The organism is uncultured Gemella sp. (assembly GCF_963525165.1).
Classification (GTDB): domain Bacteria; phylum Bacillota; class Bacilli; order Staphylococcales; family Gemellaceae; genus Gemella.
Genome location: NZ_CAURJN010000001.1, coordinates 54,176 through 73,270, shown reverse-complemented (window position 1 = coordinate 73,270; position 19,095 = coordinate 54,176). Strand labels below are relative to the sequence as shown.

The 19,095-nt window shown below is 32.6% G+C and carries 11 protein-coding genes; 9 read left to right on the top strand and 2 right to left on the bottom strand.

Going from position 1 to position 19,095, the window contains the following annotated elements:
* Positions 1-49: 49 nt before the first annotated feature.
* Positions 50-1,921 (top strand): nucleoside-diphosphate sugar epimerase/dehydratase, encoded by a 1,872-nt coding sequence (locus RWQ74_RS00380; RefSeq protein ID WP_314395753.1) that lies wholly within the window; start codon positions 50-52, stop codon positions 1,919-1,921.
* Positions 1,922-2,044: 123 nt separating this feature from the next.
* On the opposite strand, the gene RWQ74_RS00375 is transcribed toward RWQ74_RS00380, so the two are convergent.
* A complete protein-coding gene (locus RWQ74_RS00375) occupies positions 2,045-2,275 on the bottom strand; it encodes a hypothetical protein (protein ID WP_314395751.1) in 231 nt (76 codons plus the stop codon).
* A 611-nt stretch (positions 2,276-2,886) separates the two neighbouring features.
* Between RWQ74_RS00375 and RWQ74_RS00370 the strand changes: the two genes are divergently transcribed.
* The 5 genes from RWQ74_RS00370 (at position 2,887) to RWQ74_RS00350 (ending at position 8,644) form a co-directional block, all read left to right on the top strand.
* A complete protein-coding gene (locus tag RWQ74_RS00370; RefSeq protein WP_314395749.1) occupies positions 2,887-3,501 on the top strand; it encodes a S1 RNA-binding domain-containing protein in 615 nt (204 codons plus the stop codon).
* Positions 3,491-4,807, top strand: a complete 1,317-nt coding sequence (tilS, locus tag RWQ74_RS00365; RefSeq protein WP_314395747.1) for a tRNA lysidine(34) synthetase TilS — start codon at positions 3,491-3,493, stop codon at positions 4,805-4,807. The genes RWQ74_RS00370 and tilS overlap by 11 nt, the downstream gene beginning before the upstream one ends.
* Before the next feature lie 4 nt (positions 4,808-4,811).
* Entirely contained in the window at positions 4,812-5,357 is a 546-nt protein-coding gene (gene hpt, locus RWQ74_RS00360; protein ID WP_003144217.1) for a hypoxanthine phosphoribosyltransferase, read from the top strand.
* A gap of 100 nt (positions 5,358-5,457) precedes the next feature.
* Positions 5,458-7,494, top strand: coding sequence for an ATP-dependent zinc metalloprotease FtsH (gene ftsH / locus RWQ74_RS00355; protein WP_314395745.1), 2,037 nt, complete (start codon positions 5,458-5,460; stop codon positions 7,492-7,494).
* A gap of 181 nt (positions 7,495-7,675) precedes the next feature.
* A complete protein-coding gene (locus RWQ74_RS00350) occupies positions 7,676-8,644 on the top strand; it encodes a Fic family protein (protein ID WP_314395743.1) in 969 nt (322 codons plus the stop codon).
* A 242-nt stretch (positions 8,645-8,886) separates the two neighbouring features.
* Here the strand turns inward: RWQ74_RS00350 and RWQ74_RS00345 are convergent, their stop codons facing one another.
* Positions 8,887-11,118, bottom strand: a complete 2,232-nt coding sequence (locus RWQ74_RS00345) for an HAD-IC family P-type ATPase (RefSeq protein WP_314395741.1) — start codon at positions 11,116-11,118, stop codon at positions 8,887-8,889.
* Between the two features lie 626 nt (positions 11,119-11,744).
* On the opposite strand from RWQ74_RS00345, the gene RWQ74_RS00340 reads away from it, so the two are divergent.
* The 3 genes from RWQ74_RS00340 (at position 11,745) to RWQ74_RS00330 (ending at position 18,666) form a co-directional block, all read left to right on the top strand.
* The gene (locus RWQ74_RS00340) at positions 11,745-17,099 is read left to right on the top strand and encodes a S8 family serine peptidase (RefSeq protein WP_314395739.1); all 5,355 of its coding nucleotides are present in this window, start codon (positions 11,745-11,747) and stop codon (positions 17,097-17,099) included.
* Positions 17,100-17,434: 335 nt separating this feature from the next.
* A complete protein-coding gene (locus tag RWQ74_RS00335) occupies positions 17,435-18,184 on the top strand; it encodes a protein-ADP-ribose hydrolase (RefSeq protein ID WP_314395737.1) in 750 nt (249 codons plus the stop codon).
* A 104-nt stretch (positions 18,185-18,288) separates the two neighbouring features.
* Positions 18,289-18,666, top strand: coding sequence for a DUF6161 domain-containing protein (locus tag RWQ74_RS00330; RefSeq protein ID WP_314395735.1), 378 nt, complete (start codon positions 18,289-18,291; stop codon positions 18,664-18,666).
* Positions 18,667-19,095: the final 429 nt, after the last annotated feature.

Below are 19,095 nucleotides of genomic sequence, written 5' to 3'. Positions count from 1 at the left end.
TTTGGGTTAATCAACTTTTATGCTCTTTGATAAATTTGTAGGAGATGTTATGAATAAACTATTTTCATCAAAAATATACATAAATCATAGATTTAAACTTATTATGTTATTAGACCTACTAACGGTTACGTTAGGGATTTTGGCATCGATATTTCTAGGTAAGGCATCAAATCCGTTTGCTATGTTAAATGACCACTATATTGAGATATTAGAATTTCTAGTGATTTCACTTGTTATATATACAATTAGTTTTTATTTATTTGGTACTAATAAATCATTATGGTCATACTTAGGTGTTAATGAGATAGTAAGTATTTGTATTTCTGTAGTTCTAGGGGACTTGATTACGAGTATCCTTTATCAGTATATGTTACCTGATACTTTCTCAAATGTTAGATTTGCTATCTTTTCACCTTTATTAATAATAGCGGGTATGATGTTTACAAGAATGTTATACCGTGCCTTACGTGAAAGAGAAGCTGGTAGATCTGGAGCTAGCACTTATAAAAATACATTTATAATCGGAGCGGGAGATGCGGGGTACATATTATTAAAAGAGTTATCTAAAAATAATATTTTCCGTGCTAATGTAGTTGGACTTATAGATGATAATCGAAAAAATTCTGTAATTAGCGGTGTTACAGTAGTTGGGACAACTTATGAAATACTAAAACTTATTCCAAAATATGAAGTAGAACAAGTATTTTTAGCTATTCCTTCGATTAGTGCTTATAACAAAAATAGAATATTAAATGTTCTGAAAGAAGCTAATGTTAGTGTTAAGGTAATGAGCTCTGGTGTTGCTGTAGAAGACGGAGAGAGTATTTCTAAACACTTAAAAGATGTATCTATCGAGGACTTATTAGGACGTGGAGAAGTGAAGCTTTCTCAAGGGGAGATTCGTTCTTATATTAAAGGAAAGAGTATCCTTGTTACGGGAGCTGGCGGTTCAATTGGAAGTCAGATTGTAAGAGAGATATTTAAATTCAAACCTAGTCAACTTGTTTTAGTAGATGTTAACGAAAATGCCTTGTACATGCTAGAACGTGATTTAGATTTTGAAAAATCACATAGTAAGGAATATGATGATATAAACTATATTTCTGAAATAGTAAGTATTCGTGAAAAAGATGCGTTAGCTGAGGTATTTGATAAGTATAAACCGAGCGTAGTGTTCCATGCGGCAGCGCATAAACACGTACCTTTAATGGAACGTCGTCCACAAGAAGCGATAAAAAACAATGTCTTTGGAACAAAAAATGTTATGGATGTAGCCATCGAAAAAGAAGTAGAAAGATTTATTATGATTTCTACTGATAAGGCGGTAAATCCTACGAATGCTATGGGTGCTTCGAAACGTTTAACAGAGATTATTTTACAATCAAAAGGTAATAAGTATAAAACGAAATTCGCTGCGGTTAGATTCGGTAATGTATTAGGGTCAAATGGTTCTGTAATTCCTATCTTTAAAGAACAGATTAAAAAAGGTGGACCTATCACTATTACACATAGAAATATTATTCGTTATTTCATGACGATTCCAGAAGCGGCACAATTAGTACTACAAGCTGGATATTACGCAAGTGAAGGGGAAATCTTCCTATTAGACATGGGAGAACCTGTAAAAATCATAGATCTTGCGACAAACTTAATTAAACTATCAGGATTAGAACCATATAAAGATATAGACATCGAAGAAATTGGACTAAGACCTGGTGAGAAAATGTATGAAGAGTTATCACTTGATTACGAAAGTAGCGAAAAGACTGATAACAAAATGATATATAAAAATACAACCTTAGACATTGACGTTGAGGAATTAGATAAAAAACTAGTAGAGTTAAAATCAATGCTAGGATATTCAACAAATGAAGAAATACGTAGCAAGTTATTTGAAATAATAAATTGTTATAACGGATAAAAAAAGAAGGGCGATTCAAAAGTGATTTTGAGTCGCCCTTTTTGCTATAGGAATGATGCGGAAGTCTTGATTTCAAAGAAACAAGATTTTATCGAATCACTCGCTAGCTAGTTTTAGAGAGTGTTATTTTTCTACGTTTTTAGTTTTTTTAGCTATATAGTTATTTATAATCAAAGCTAGCAGCATAGGTAAATTCATAAAAAATACTTCAATCACAAATAATATGATTTTGTATTTTTGTTTGAAATCTGAACTAAGTTCTCTATCTAATATTGATGATAGCGCGATACCAAATAAAACATAGAATACTAGAAATATGTAAAATCTTTTTTTTATTTTTTCTGCGTTTACCATAGCAACCTCCCTGAAATCGCGTATTGCGTATTTACTATGAATATGGAGTGGCTCAAAAAGTATGATCTTTTAAGAAACAAGATTTTGTTGAGTCAGCTCCTTTAGTAACTTTAACATAACACAAAAACTTTAAAAATTAAAGACTGATAAAAACTTTATTTTTATGGTATAATAAAGATTAGTGGTGTTTTTTACTAGAGATAGTTAACATAACATTATTTAGAAGAAGATTTAATAATCGAGCGCTGATTTCAGAAGAATAACTTTTTTGAAGTTGGTGTTTTTTAGTTGCGAAGGAATAAAGTATAACGGGTTATATATTACTCTCCCGGATTATCTTTGATATTTCAATAGATGAATATAGTGTGGTATAATATTTAAGTGAAATAAATAGGAAAGATTTAAGATGTAGGGGCTGACCCGAAAGACCTAAATTTTAACAAAGTGTATATGAGAGTTCATAGACGCAGTGGTTTATTGATATCTAAATTCGCTTTATAAAAGCTTTTTAGATATCTAATAAACTGTGCGGGGGTGACTCTGAAAAATCGATTTCTACGAAATCACGATTTTTGAGTCGCTCCCTTTCTAATTGATAGTGAGGTGATTAAATGAGCAAGGTTGCAGGTAAGGTAACGAAAGTTGAAAGCAAAGGATTATATATCAAACTAGAAAATGGCAAAGATGCATTTTTACCAAAGGAAAATATGTTTATAGGTAAAAAGAAGAAGCTAGAAGAGATTTTTTCTGTTGGTTTTGTTATTAAAGCCGAGGAGAAAAGTACAAAGGATTCTTTAGTTATTTTAACGCAAAAAGAGTTGAAACAAGCTGAAGGTGACAAGAAAAAAGTAGAGAAAAACTCTAAAGAAAAACAGAATAAAAAGAAAAATAAACCGAAGTCACCGATTAAAAAAGATGTTAAAGAACAACCTGAAGTTCAGAAAAAACAAGAAGTGAAGGAAGAGGCGCAGGAGCCTAAGCAAGAGACAAAAACTCTAAAAGATTTGAAAAAACTTCAATTTATAGGGAATATGAAGATTTCTGTAGGAAAAGGCAAGAAGAGTAATATTACCGAGTTATCTGAGGAGAAAGAAGAGAAAAAAGAAATTCCTCCAGCGCCAGAAGGATTATTAGAAGATATTATTGCGACGACAAAGCAAGCTGAAGTTAAGTTCGAAAAAATTAAGAAAAGTCTTCAGGAGAGAGGTTATCTAGATGGACATTAATATTTTATGGCAAAAAACTGATAAAATAGCACTAGGTCTGTCAGGAGGAGTGGATTCTATAGCTTTATTTCATCTACTTGTTACAAAGTACAAAGAGAGTTATAAGGAATTAGTGGCGTTTCATATAAATCATGGTCTAAGAGAGCAGTCTTATGAAGAAGCCGAGTTCGTAGAGAATTTTGTCAAAAACTACAATGTTAAGTTCTACAAAAAAGAGCTAAATATGAAAGATTTAGTAAGAGATAGTCACACATCAGAGGAAATGCTCGCAAGAAAACTGCGTTATGATGCTTTTGAGGAGATGTCTTCATTAGAAGGTGGTGTGAAGTTAATAACAGCTCACCATAAAAATGATCAGGTGGAAAATATCCTTATGAGGCTCCTTAGTGGACGCAGTATGGATTATAATTTGATGATAGAAGAGAAGACGACTATAGGAAACTTAGAAGTTTATCGTCCATTATTAAATGTATTAAAAGCTGACCTTGAGCAATATGCCGATAAAAATGACTTAAAATACTATGTCGATTCAACAAACTTCGATACTGATTATACAAGGAATAATATAAGGCATAATATTGTACCATTGTTGAACGATGTGAATGCTGCAAGTTTTGATAATTTGATTAATTTTTCTAGTTATTATCAAAATATTAATACTGAATTAAAAAATAAAGTATTAGAAGCTAAAAATGACTATGTGATTTCCTTAGAAGAAGATAAAGTTAAATTAGATAAAGAAAGATTATTAAAAAATACCAAAGAAGAGATTTATTTCTTGCTACGAGATATATTAGCAAATAATTTCGGTATTTTTGATGTGAAACAAAGAGCGCTTTTTACAATAATAGAAGATTTGAAAAATAGAAATAACAATAAAAGTTATGATTTGAAAAATAATTTAAAAATTATTAGCGAATATAATAGTATTTATGTTCATAAAATCGAAAAAAAATGTTATAATGATAAGATAGAATTAATAATAGATGAAGTGGATATTAATAAAGTTTATACATTTCATCAGAGTAATTTTCTAATAACAACAACTAACAATTCATCTGAGGTTGGATTTAATGAAGAGGATTTGCCTTTGATAGTTACGACTAAAAAGGATGGAGATAGGATTCAAAGAGGTAAGGTTAGTAAAAAACTTTCGCGTCTTTTTATCGATGAAAAGATTCCCAAGGAACTTAGAGACAAACTTCCAGTAATTCGCAACAAAGATGGGATTCTAGGAGTTTTAGGAATAAATACTAAAGTTAACAAAAACAAAAAATATGATTATTATATAAACACGAAAGGATAAAACAGTGGAAAATTTATTAAAAGATATCGAGAAAGTTCTATTTACACACGAGGACATCGTTGTTGCTAGTAAAAGAATTGCTAAACAAATTGAAGAGGATTATAAAGATAAATGTCCTGTTCTAATTTGTACATTAAAAGGGGCATTACCTTTTATGGCAGAACTTTTAAAACATATTGATATTCATGTAGTTACTGACTTTATGGATGTATCTAGTTATCACGGAGGTACTGAATCTTCTGGTGTAATCAAAATCAAAAAAGATTGTGGAATGGATATTGAAGGACGTCACGTAATTATCGTTGAAGATATCGTAGATACAGGCAGAACTCTTAAAGCTCTTATTGAGAACTTAAAAGAAAGAAACGTTGCTTCAGTAGCATGTGCTTCATTAGTAGATAAACCAGAAACTCGTGTAGTTGATGTTGAAGCTGATTACATCGGTATAGTTTCACCAAATGAATTCCTAGTAGGATTTGGTTTAGACTATGATGAGAGATATAGAAACTTACCTTATATCGGTGTTCTAAAAGAAGAGATTTACTCATAATAATATTTTAATCAAAAAAGGTCAAAATATTAGTCGAACTTTAGTTATATATGGTAAAATAAATTATGTTTAGAAAAATGATAGGAGGAAGATTGTCTATATGAATAACAAAAAAAGGCAAAACCCTATCCTTGGTATGCTTGCGTTAATCGTAATCGCGATTGGATTATTTGCATATTGGCAGCAAGATTTACCTGGGACAACTGAAAAAATAGACTATGCTAAACTTGTTCAGACTATTAAGGACGACAAGGTTAAAGAAATAAGTCTACAAAGAAAAGATGAGAACTACAATGTTAAAGGTACTTACACAGATGGTAATAAGAACTTCGAGAGTGTAGTTGCAGCATCTGATTCTGAAGTACAAAAACAAATTAATGAAAAAGCTAAAGATGGAAAATTAAGTGTAGTAGAATATAAACCAGCTGAAAAAACTGGAGCAATTCTATCATTCTTAGGTAACATTATTCCGCTTATCTTGTTTATGGGTGTTTTAGTGTTCTTTATGACACAAATGCAAGGTGGCGGTGGAGGCAAAGTAATGAGCTTCCAAAAATCTAAAGCTAAAAAAATCGATGGTGGAGAAGCGAAAGTTACATTTGATGATGTAGCTGGAGCTGACGAAGAAAAACAAGAACTTGCTGAAATGGTTGAGTTCTTAAAAGATCACCGTAAATTCACTAAGATGGGAGCTAGAATCCCTAAAGGTGTCCTACTTGAGGGTCCTCCAGGGACTGGTAAAACGTTACTAGCTCGTGCTGTAGCTGGTGAGGCGAAAGTACCATTCTTCTCAATCTCAGGATCTGACTTCGTTGAGATGTTCGTAGGGGTTGGGGCAAGTCGTGTTCGTGACCTATTCAAAGAAGCTGAAAAAAATGCGCCATGTATCATTTTTATTGATGAGATTGATGCTGTAGGACGTAAACGTGGAAGCGGAGTAGGTGGAGGAAATGACGAACGTGAACAAACTCTTAACCAACTTCTTGTTGAAATGGATGGATTCGATGGGGAAAAAGGTATTATCGTAATTGCAGCTACTAACCGAGCTGACGTATTAGATAACGCCCTTAGAAGACCGGGTCGTTTCGACAGACAAATTAAAGTTTCTACACCTGATGTAAAAGGTCGTGAAGCTATTCTTAAAGTACATGCTAAAAACAAACCACTTGCTAAAGGTGTTGACCTTCGTTCATTAGCAGAAAAAACTCCAGGCTTCTCTGGTGCGGATCTTGCTAACATTCTTAATGAAGCGGCATTATTAGCAGCTCGTGAAAATAAATCTAATATTGAAAAAGAAGACTTAGATGAAGCAATGGACAGAGTAATCGGTGGTCCAGCTAAACGTAGTAGAGTATACACTCCAAAAGAAAAACGTTTAGTAGCTTACCATGAAGCAGGTCACGCAATCGTAGGTATGGTACTTGATAGTGCTGATAAAGTACAAAAAGTTACTATTATCCCACGTGGTGATGCTGGTGGATATAACCTTATGATTCCGGAAGAAGAAAAATACTTCCAAACTCGTACAGATTTAATTGACAAAATCTGTGGATTACTTGGTGGACGTGCTGCAGAGCAAATCTTCTTTAATGAAGTATCTACAGGAGCTCACAATGACTTCGAACGAGTAACAGCTATTGCTCGTGCGATGGTTACAGAATACGGTATGAGTGATGCTGTAGGACCAATGCAAGCTCCATTCCACGATCCATATGGTGGACGTCAACTTTCAAGTATTGGTAACTACTCAGAAGAAATGCTGAAAGAAATCGATATCGAAGTTCGTAAAATTATTAACGAATGTTATGCTAAAGTTCTTCACATTATTGAAACTCACAGAGAACAATTAGAACTTATTGCACAAACACTTATCGAAGTTGAAACAATCGATAGAAAAGAAATCGTTGCTCTTTACCAATTTGGAAAAATGCCAAAAGACTTAGATGAAAGAGAAGCGGATCAACTAGATAAAGTAGTTAATAAGAAATACTACGAAGAAGAAGCTCGTAAAGCCAAAGAAGAAGCTGAGAAAAAAGCTCAAGAAGAGGCTGAAAACGAAGAAGATAAAGTTGAAAAGGTTGAAGAAAAAGACCTAGAAGACGAAAAATCAAAAGAAAAACCTTCTGACGAAGAATAAAAAAATAAGCCCTAGATTTGGAATTAACCAAGTCTAGGGTTTTGTTATACTCTTTTGAAAAGTTATTATATCGGTGTTTAGATAATATTCATAATCTAAAGTAAGCGATAAATGAGCGATAAATGAGCGATAAATTATTATTTATGATATAATGATTAAAAGAAGTTGATAGGAGAAAGCTATGAAACCACCATTTACCATTACGAGTACTATTCTTAATTATCTTATAGAGATTTCTAAAGTATTAGGAAATCTTGAAATAGAAACAAAGAAAAACTTACATTTAAGAAAAGAAAATAGAATAAAATCTATCCACTCATCTTTAGCGATAGAGAATAATAGTTTATCAATAGAGCAAATTACAGCGATTATCGATGGGAAGAGAGTTCTAGGAGATCCAAAAGAAATAAAAGAAGTAAAGAATGCATATGAGGCTTATGAAAAAATATTGAATTTAGACCCCTATAGTGAGAAGGATTTTTTACTTGCTCATAAATTATTAACTACAGAAATAGTAGGACAGTCAGGGGAGTATAGAAATTCAGATGTAGGAATTTTTGATGAGCAAGGAAATATGGTTCATCTAGGTGCGCGACCTCAGTTTATTGGTGATTTAATGGGGGAATTATTTGAATGGGGACGTAGAGATGAAACTCCAGCACTTGTGAAGAGTTGCGTATTTCATTATGAAATAGAGATGATTCACCCATTTGAAGATGGAAATGGAAGAATGGGAAGGTTATGGCAAAATGTTATATTAGCTAATTGGAATCCGTTGTTTAGTTGGATACCGATTGAAACAATAATATATGAAAATCAACAACAGTATTATAAGGCTTTGGCACAGGCAGACAGAAACAATAATTCAACAGTGTTTATAGAATTTATGCTAGGTGTCATATTAGAAACGCTACTAGCGTATAAGGAACCTGATGATAAGACAAAAGAATTGTCTAAAGCAGAACAGGATGTTTTTGAAAAGATAAGAGAATACTTGAAAAATGAGAAATATATTACTGTAGCAGCAGTTTGTGAACTAATCGAAAAATCTAAGCCAACAGTTAGAAGATATATTGCGAAATTTGTTGAGTATGAGTTACTGGAATCTCATGGAGAAAATAGAGATAGAAGGTACTCGCTAAGAAAATAAATAAAAAGATATCAGAGAGAAACATGAAAATTGAAGCTAGGGAGTGACCCAAAAATCGTGATTTCGTAGAAATCGATTTTGTTGAGTCACCCCCGCACAGTTTATTAGATATCTAAAAAGCTTTTATAAAGCGAATTTAGATATCAATAAACCACTGCGTCTATGAGTTATCATATACACTTTTTTAAAATTTATGACTTTTGGGGTCGAATCACAGGCCCCTTCTGATATCTTTTATTTTTTTACTTGTTCTTCCTTCTCGTAAAGAAGTGGACCATCGAAATTACTAATCCAAGAATAATTATATAAATTACTTGAGAAAATACTAATGGTGTAAAGTGATTTTTCAGGATAAATATATTAACTCCCACACCTATAATTGCAGCTATACTTAACATAGAAAGTAGTGAAACTTTATATTTGTTAAGAGGTAAGCTGACTTTTGCAACCATACATAATCCATTTATTAACGCAAGAAGGAAAGAGATAAATTTCGCTTGTGAATTATCTGTGATGGCAAAGTTCGTCAGTAGTACTGTAGCTACTAAAATACCACCACCGATCGCAGCGTTTGTCAGTATGTCCTTCATGAAGTTATTGCTTACTTTTTCTTTATTCGCTTCAAAAGTTAGGAAGAAGGATGGAATACCGATTGTTATTGCTGAAATTATCGTAAATTGAATCGGGATAAACGCAAACTCCAAGGCGAAGATTACACTAAGTATTGAGAAGACAATCGAGAAGAATGTCTTTGTTAGGAATAGTGAAGCTACCTTTTGAATGTTATTAATAACACGACGACCTTCCATAAGTATATCGTAAAATACTCCGAAGTCATCTGTTAAGAATACGATATTTGATACGCTTTTTGCAGCACTAGTAGCACCATTCATAGCAAAACTAATATCGGCTTTTTTCAAGGCAAGAACATCATTAACACCGTCACCACTCATAGCGACAGTCTTTCCAGCTTTTTGTAATACGGCTACCATTTTCTGTTTTTGTTCAGGGGTAACGCGTCCGAAAATGTCATTCTCAAGAACAGTTTTTTCAAAGTTCTCTTCGGTCACTTTAGTCATATCAATAGCCTTAGCATCTCCTTTGAAACCAGCTTTCTTAGCGACACCGTACACGGCTATATGATTATCTCCACTAATTATTTTTACTTCAACACCTTGTGATTCGAAGTATTTGAATGTTTCTTTTGTGTTTTCTTTTATTTCATCTGATAGAACTACATGTCCCACAAGTTTCATATTAGTAGGGATGTTTGTGTTATCTTCAGTATAGGCTAGCGATAATATTCTATAACCTTCTTTTTTCAGATTCTCATAATATTCATCCATTTCAGAAGAGAAGCCTAAAAATTCATATGCTCCGAAGAAATACGTTCTACCGTTTTTTAGTTTTATAAATGAATATTTATTTTTACTAGAAAAAGCTCCTAATTCTTCTACATCCCATTGTTTTTTGCATGTTAGATGATTCTTTAAAGCTCTAGATGTTGCATTTTCATCATCGAAGTATGCAAGATAACTTGATAATTTCTCTGCAACTTCATCATCGATTTCTACAACATTCATATTACCCGTAGTGATAGTTCCTGTTTTATCGAAACAAAGGACATCTACTCTGGCAAGAGTTTCCACGCAGTATAATTCTTGAACTAGAACTTTCTTTTTAGCAAGTTTCATCGCAGCAACTGCAAGAGAGACGCTGACAAGAAGGATTAAACCTTCTGGAATCATACCTACTAAAGCTCCAGCACTACGAAGAACTATTTCTATATAACCACGTCCTAGGCTAGCACCACGCATGTATAGCATAATTGCGACAGGAACTAATAGAATAGATATAACTTTTAAGATTTTATCCATATAGTCACGAAGTTTAGATGGGTATTTTTTAAATTCTTTAGTACTTTTAGCAAGCTTATTAATATAGCTATCTTCTCCAACAGCAATAGCTCTTACTAAACAACTACCACTAACTACGTTACTACCACTCATTACTTTATCGTTAGTAGTCTTAAAGATGTTGTCACTTTCACCAGTTAACAGTGATTCATCCACCTCAATACTACCTTCAATGATTTCGGCATCAACAGGAACCTGATCACCAAGATTTAAATGTAGATATTCTCCCAGGACGATTTCTTCAGAATCTATATTTATTATTTCATTATCACGGTTTACTCGGTATTTACTTCTACCTAGCAAACTCAACTTTTCAAGGGCATTTTTTGAACGAACTTCTTGAAAAATACCAATTGCAGTATTTATAGTGATTACACCTAAAAATAACATATTTTCAAATCTAAGTGTTGTAGCTATAAATGCTGCTAAGACTAAGTTCATAGCATTGAAAAAAGTAAAAATATTAGAAAAGATAATCTCTTTAGTAGTTTTATAAGGTTTTATTTCACTAATATTTTTTTTCGCTTTAGTTACTTCTTCACTAGTTAAATATTTCATTCTACCTCCGCCATAACTATATTTTTTAATTAGTTTCTATTTTATCACACTTTAGTATAGTTTGGAAAATTAAAGTACAGTTAATTTCCTAGGAAATATTCGCTCACCTATATATAAACTGTAAGAAATAATATCGTTGTATTTTTGTGCATATAATTGTTGCCGAAAATATGTAAAAATCTAGAGAGATAGTTCCTTCTGTTAAAGTAAGCAAATTAAAGATAACAATTCAATTTATATTTATTCTTTACGAGAGTATAAATTAAATTTCCACGTTAGATTAGCTTTTGACAAAGTATAAATAGTATGAAATAATTAAGATGTATATAGTTAATATTAATTAATATAGTTACACTTTAAACGACAAAAATTTAGTTGATTAGTGTATAAAAGAGCTAAAAGATTGCATTTTAAGTCGTTTATTAACTTTTTTATTAAAAAACCAGGCATAGAAGATGTGCTTGGTTTTTAATTTTTGCTAAAAAATGTATATCAAATATAAAAAATAAAATTCATTTAAATTTATAAAAGCGTTTTATCTGAAAATTATCTTTGTTTTTCAGATAATATATGTTAAAATATAGAAATATGCTTTAAATACACTTAAAAAGATAGGAGATGAAGGAATGACACTGACTAAAAAGACAGCCGTTAGTGTGCTGAGTGCAGCATTACTACTAGGAAATATCAGTACATTTAATTACGGAGTATCATCAAAAATAACATTAGCTCACGAAGATAAAAAAGATGAGCTATCAAATGTTTCGAAAAGTGAAGAACATAAGTTCCAAAATGATGATAAAGTAAAAGTAATTGTTAAGTTAAAGGGTGATGTTGATCCTAATAAGTTAAAAACTAAAGAAGGAATTAAAGAAGTTACCGAATCAACAAAAGCACCCAGGGAAAAGGCATTAAAAGATATTAAAGATAAAGGTATCGATTATGAAAAATTGTTTGAGTACGATACATTAATGAATGGTTTCGCCTTAGAAACTACATTCTCAAATGCTAAAAAAATTCAAGAGTTAGATTTTGTAGATACTGTTGAAATGAGTGTTAGCTACAATAAACCAGAAAATGTAGCGAGCGAAGAAGAGAAGAAAGAAAGTACTGAAACTAATGATTTTTCTAAAGCATTAGATAGTTATAATCTTATTAATATACAACCTCTTTGGAATAAAGGATATAGAGGACAAGGAAAAGTTGTTGCAGTATTAGATTCAGGACTTGATCCGAATCATCCAGTGCTTAGATTATCAGACAATTCAAAATCTAAATATAAAACTAAAGATGAAATTGAAAAAATAAAAAAAGAAGCGGGTATAGACTATGGTAAGTGGTATAGTGAAAAATTACCATTTGCATTCAACTATAACGACTGGAATAATGATATTAAACAAAGTGCTTATAAATCACATGGTATGCACGTTGCTGGGACTGCCGTAGGTAATCCTAAGGAGAAATTCACAAATGGCGATTACGTAACAGGTATAGCACCAGAAGCACAGTTAATTTTCATGCGTGTATTCTCAGATACTAAAAATGCAGGAACAGAGTCTTATATTTATACAAAAGCGATAGAAGACGCTATTAAACTAGGTGCAGATACGATAAATCTTAGTTTAGGTTCACCGGCTGGTTCAGTAGTAGAAGTAGGTGATGGTTTAGTTCGTGCGATGGATGTTGCGAAAAAAGCTGGGGTTAATATAGTTGCAGCAGCTGGGAACAATGCATTCTTCGCTAGTGGGCAAACAAACCCAAGTGCAGCAAATCCCGATTATGGAACTGTAGGAAGACCATCGGTTTCTGAAGATGCGATTTCTGTAGCGAACATAAGCAACAGCGTTCTTAATAGAGAAGTGGCGAACATCGAGCAACTTAAAGACAATGCTGATTTCGATAATGGAAAAATGCCAATTTTCAGTTACACTAAACAATTTGAGAAAAAAGCATATGATTATGTATATGTAGGAGTTGGTAAAGCGGAGAACTACGCTGACAAAGATTTAACCGGAAAAATCGCCCTTATCCAACGTGGTGGTAATAGCTTTGAAGAGAAAGTTAAACTAGCTAAACAATACGGAGCAGCTGGAGCGGTAATCTACTTCAATGAAGGAGATACTATTTACAATCTGACATTAAATGGACAAGATAAAGATTTCCCTATAGTAACAACTTATTACAAATTTGGTAATGAACTTTCTGCTCATGAAGGGGAATATAAAATAACATTTAATGGTACTTGGGATAAACAAGACAATCCTAAAAAAGGTGAATTCGATGAATCTACTGGTTGGGGAATGAGTGTTGATGGATACTTAAAACCTGACGTAACAGCGCCAGGAGGAGATATTTTATCATCTTATAATGATGGAAGATATGGTCTAGATAGTGGAACAAGTATGGCTTCACCACACGTTGCGGGAGCAATAACACTTGTGAAACAAGTATTATCTGAAAGATTCCCGAACTTAAGTGCAGAAGAAATTCAAGGCTTAGCGAAGAGATTAATCATGAGTACGGCCAATCCACAGGTATATTCTGATGGCTATACAACAGCATATAGATCACCACGTCTTCAAGGTGCAGGTCTAATCGATGCGAATAAAGCAGCATATGGAGATCTTTATGTAACTGGAGAAAATAACTATGGAAGTGTTTCTTTAGGAAATGTTGGAGACAAATTTACTTTTAAATTAGTATTACACAATCTATCAGATAAAGCTCAAAACTTACAATATGCAGCTCACTTAACTACTGATAACTATTACGGTGAAGATGCTGGTGCTGATTGGAGTGGAAGACTGACAATGACACCTAAGAAGTTGTTGACTACTGATTGGGCTTCAGTTGAAGTTCCAGCGAAAGGTGAAAAAGAAGTAGAAATCACAGTTGATGCTACTAACTTCAAAGAAGAACTAGAAAAAGTATTTACTAATGGTTATTATCTAGAAGGATTTGTAACTTTCTATGATGAAGAAAGTGCATTAAAAGCTAATATTCCATTTGTAGGATTTAAAGGTCAGTTCCAAAATCTACCAGTATTAGAAAAACCAATTTATTCTATGAAAAATGGAGAAAAACCAACATATGAGTATGGTTATACTTCAAACCCTAATAACTGGGATTCGTTAACAGAAATGAACTTCACAGGAGTATTAACAACTTATAAAGAAGATAAAAAAGATAAGAGAACACTGGCAGGGGCATATGTAAATCCTGTTACTGGTGAAAGATTCTTTACTGATAAAATCTTCTTCTCGCCAAATGGTGATGAGATTTATGATGAGATAGGAATGAGAGGAGTATTCTACCGTAACTTCGAAAGCCTAAAACTTTCAGTATATGCTAAAGACGATGTAGAACGTAAGAACCCACTTTACCAAAATGGTAATGGTTCTGGTAATAAAAATTTTTTCAATAATACTGGTAAGAAGTACACATCATTAACTATGACAAACTGGAAAGGTGTTGACAATAATGGTAATCCTCTTCCAGATGGAGAATATCAATATGTAGTTTCTTACAGTGCAGCAGTAAGTGGTGCAGATATGCAAGAGACAACATTCAATGTAGTAATCGATAGAAAAGCTCCGAAAATCACAGGTGCTAACGGTGGTTACTACGATGAAGCAACTCGTAAATTCACACCATACCCAGTACTAGAAGATGGAAGTGGAGTATTCTACAAAAAATTAAGCTATGGGAAAAATACTATTGCAGCAAATGAAGACGGAAGTTACACAATTCCAGAAGGTGTAGAATTAAAAGATATTACTTTTGAAGTAAAAGACTTTGCAAACAACAAAGATAGTATTAATTTATCAAATGTTGAAGGAAACGGTAAAGGAAGTCTAGAAGTAGAAGTTAAGAAAGGTGATGGAACTGGAAATAATTCACGTCGCTTACGTTATAAGATCACTAATGAAAAAGGTGAAATCGTAGGTGAAGACTTCTCTAGAAATAAACGTACATACCAAGCATTACCATTCGGTAAATATACTGTTGAAGTAGTTATGGTTGATGGAGAGTACAAGCTACTTACACCATCAAAAGTTGACTTCGAAATAACTAAAGATACACCAACAAAAGAGGTTGAATTTAGAGTTGATGAAATTAGTAGAAATGCTACAGAAATAAGCTTTGATAAACAAGTGCCAGCAGGAACAAAAGTTTATGCAGTAGCTCAAGATGGTACTAAAATATCACTTCCAACAAGTTTATACGGAAAAAATGCCTTCCAGAAAAACTTAGAAAATGGAACATATACAATTCAAATAGTAACACCTGAAGGATATACTCCAGCAGAAAACAATTTTGAATTAGTAGTAAAAGATGGGCACAATAAGAAACAAGTTGTTTTAAATGTTGCAGAAAAAGTAGCAAGTGTAGGAACTACTGAGAATTCTAAAGCACAAGGTACAGTAGATTTCGTTGAGAAAAAACTTTACAATAATTACAAACTTGTTGTAACAGAGCCAACTGCAGAAGAGAAAACAAATATTCAAAAACAATTAGCAGAAGGTAATGTAGACTTAAGCAAATATGATGTCGAATACTTTGGAATTCATATTGTAGATGCAACAGGAAAAGAAGTTAAAGTTCCTGGTGATAGAACGGTAACTTTAGATTTAGCGAAAGCTCCAGAGCGCTTCTTCCATGAAAAAGATGGAAAATTAACAGCTGTAAATAGCGTTAATTATGCAGATGGTAAATTTACATTCACTACTGATAGCTTCAGTAACTTCGTAGCATTAACTCCGAAAAATGCTTCAGTAGAGAATAAAGCAGAAGTGAATAAAGCAGAGCTTCAAAAAGCAATAGCAGCGGATAAAGCGTTAGATGAAACTAAAGAGTTCAAAAATGCTACTATCGAAGCAAAAGATGCATATAACAGAGCATTAGAGGCAGCTAAGAAAGTTCTTGAAAACGAAAATGCAAATCAAGAAGAAGTAAATAGTGCAGTAGCAAGCCTAAATAAAGCTAAAGAAGCATTAGCTAATTCACAACAACCAGAAGTGAAAAAAGAAGTAGACAAAGCTAAATTAATTGAAAAATTAAAAGAAACTGAAAAACTTCAAACTGAGGTTAAATTTAAAAATGCAGGACAAGATAAAAAAGATAACTTCATAAATACTATAAAAGAAGTGACAGCAGTTTTTGATAACAAAGATGCAACGACAGAAGAAGTTACAGCAGCGTTAGAAAAATTACAACAGGCTGAAAATGCTCTTGACGGTAAGGAAGTAGAAGTTCCGAAGCCAGCGGCTGAAGAATCTAAGAAAGAGGAGCCAAAATCAGCGACTGAAACTCCTAAGAAAGAGGAGGCAAATCCAGCGACTGAAACTCCGAAGAAAGAGGAGGAAAACCCGGCGACTGAAACACCAAAAGAAGAGCCAAAACCGGCAGCTGAAACACCAAAAGAAGAGCCGAAACCAGCAGCCGAAACACCAAAAGAAGAGTCGAAACCGGCAGCTGAAACACCAAAAGAAGAGCCGAAACCAACACCTGAGGAACCTAAGAAAGAAGGCAACAAACCTCAACCAGAAACACCAAAAGTAGATAAGAAAAAACTAAATGAACAATTAAGTCATTTAGCAGAAGTTAAAGAGAAAGATAGTTTTGAAAGTGCAAGTGCAGAAGATAAGAAAGCTTATCTAGATGCAGTTCAAAAGGCACAAGAATTATTAGCTTCAGCAACTGCTACTCAAGAAGAAGTAGATAAAGCATTAGAAGCGTTAAAAGAAGCAGAGAAAAAAGTTTCTAAAAAATCAATCAAAGATATACTAGGTGGTTTTGTTGGGAAAGAAACTAAGAAAGAAAGTACATTTAATGTAGATGAAGATTTCGAAAAAGTTTCAAAATCTGATTCATTATTACCGAAAACAGGATTAGATAATAATGCGACAGCTTATGCTGGGATGGCAGTTCTAGTCTTAGTAGGATTAACTGTTTATGTAAAACGTCGTAAACAAAAATAAGATAAAATATATCGACTTCAAAAGTTAGGATTTAAACCCTGGCTTCTGAAGTCGAATTTTTGGTGTTAATAAGTATTTTTAGTAGCGATTTATAAAATAAGGGAGTGACTCAAAAATCGCGATTTCGAAGAAAACAAGATTTTGTCGAATCACCCCCGCACAGTTTATTAGATATCTAAAAAGTTTTTATAAAGCGAATTTAGATATCAATAAACTACTGCGTCTATGAGTCCTCATATGAACTATGTTAAATTTTAGGACTCCCCATCTTAATGTTAGACAGGAAGTTTAATAAGGTATATAATAATAACCGAAATGGAGGAAGTATTTAGAATATGGAAAAACTAGATTATTTAATAAAAACACTAAATTCAGAAATAGAAATACCAGAAACGGAACAAGAAAAGAAAGATTTGTTTAGATCATTGATGAACACATGGAAAGTATCGGAGTTACCGAGTGAATTCTATGAAGTTCAAGATGAATATCTACAAGAGATTCTAAATGCTAAAGGAATAACAAGAGTAGAAGATTTAACAGAAATTGAAAATAATATTTATATATGGCAAGGAGATATTACAACACTACGAGTAGATGCTATAGTTAATGCGGCGAACAAGGCTCTATTAGGATGTTTAATTCCTCTACATAGATGCATCGATAATGCCATTCACACACAAGCAGGACTACAACTTAGAAAAGAATGCGATGATATTATGAAAGCACAAGGAAGTTTTGAAAAAACAGGACAAGCTAAGATAACAGCGGGTTATAACCTACCAGCTAAATATGTTATTCATACTGTTGGACCAATAATATATCGTGTTGTTGAAGACGATGATAAGGAACTGCTTGCATTATGTTATAGAAATTCTCTAAAACTTGCTTTAGAGAATAATCTTAAGAGCATTGCTTTTTGCTGTATAAGTACGGGAGAATTTAGATTTCCAAATGATCTTGCTGCTGAAATAGCGGTAGCTGAAGTTAGGAAATTTCTTAGAGAAAATCCTACTGCTGACTTAAAAGTAGTATTCAATGTGTTTAAAGATTTAGATAAGAAGTTATATGAAGAGTTGCTAGGTTAAGAAAGTTATAAAATAGTTAGATTATATTCAGTTTGAAGTTGAATTTAGAGAACCAGTGTTAAATTAGTATTATTTAGAAAACTAAATAGTAAGTAACTTTTAAAATGAAATTTTCGTGTGTTTTGTTTATTGTTATAGTGGGATTGTTAGCATCTGGTGGTTTCTTTGTTATCAGTATTCATGATTATTTGCAAGGAACAGAAAAGGAAATACCATTTATTTCAAAATCTTTTATCTATGTTGCATTAATATCTTTCCTAATATATATTATAAGAATTATTATTAAAATTATAATTTCAAGTCAACATATGTCTATGGAATATGAACAAAAGGCAGCTTTAATAAGATTTTATCAAGCATTAATTCAAGATGGAAAAGAAGTAGATAGGGAAGAAAAATTAATAATTTTTAATGCTTTATTTAGAAAAATAGATACAGGATTAATTAAAAGTGATAACTCGGGGCTGACCCAAAAGTCCTAAATTTCAAAAAAATGTGTATGATAACTCATAGACGCAGTGGTTTATTGATATCTAAATTCGCTTTATGTAAGCTTTTTAGATATCTAATAAACTGTGCGGGGGTGACTCTACAAAATCGATTTCTACGAAATCACGATTTTTGAGTCACTCCCAGCAAATTTTCTAAATTAGGGGAATAGTTAAAGTTATACTTATAAGCAATAGACCTCAAAAATCATTTGAATCTTGAGGTCTGTTGTTTTTCTAAAGTTATTGAATTCTGAAAATAAGATGTTGTATATATTATCTAACAAAACTTTTGATTTAAATATAGATTTGTGTTAAAATTAAATCATAAAAGAGAGAGCCGTTTTAAAGACGGTGACTCGATAAAATTATGATTAAAAATAACCATCTTAAACCGGTCAAAGTATAAAGATGGTTATTTTT

Coding starts and splice junctions, on each gene's coding strand:
- RWQ74_RS00370 (WP_314395749.1), top strand. CDS start 2,887: ATGAGCAAGGTTGCAGGTAAGGTAACGAAAGTTGAAAGCAAAGGATTA.
- RWQ74_RS00340 (WP_314395739.1), top strand. CDS start 11,745: ATGACACTGACTAAAAAGACAGCCGTTAGTGTGCTGAGTGCAGCATTA.
- RWQ74_RS00335 (WP_314395737.1), top strand. CDS start 17,435: ATGGAAAAACTAGATTATTTAATAAAAACACTAAATTCAGAAATAGAA.
- RWQ74_RS00350 (WP_314395743.1), top strand. CDS start 7,676: ATGAAACCACCATTTACCATTACGAGTACTATTCTTAATTATCTTATA.
- RWQ74_RS00380 (WP_314395753.1), top strand. CDS start 50: ATGAATAAACTATTTTCATCAAAAATATACATAAATCATAGATTTAAA.
- RWQ74_RS00345 (WP_314395741.1), bottom strand. CDS start 11,118: ATGAAATATTTAACTAGTGAAGAAGTAACTAAAGCGAAAAAAAATATT.
- RWQ74_RS00330 (WP_314395735.1), top strand. CDS start 18,289: ATGAAATTTTCGTGTGTTTTGTTTATTGTTATAGTGGGATTGTTAGCA.
- ftsH (WP_314395745.1), top strand. CDS start 5,458: ATGAATAACAAAAAAAGGCAAAACCCTATCCTTGGTATGCTTGCGTTA.
- tilS (WP_314395747.1), top strand. CDS start 3,491: ATGGACATTAATATTTTATGGCAAAAAACTGATAAAATAGCACTAGGT.
- RWQ74_RS00375 (WP_314395751.1), bottom strand. CDS start 2,275: ATGGTAAACGCAGAAAAAATAAAAAAAAGATTTTACATATTTCTAGTA.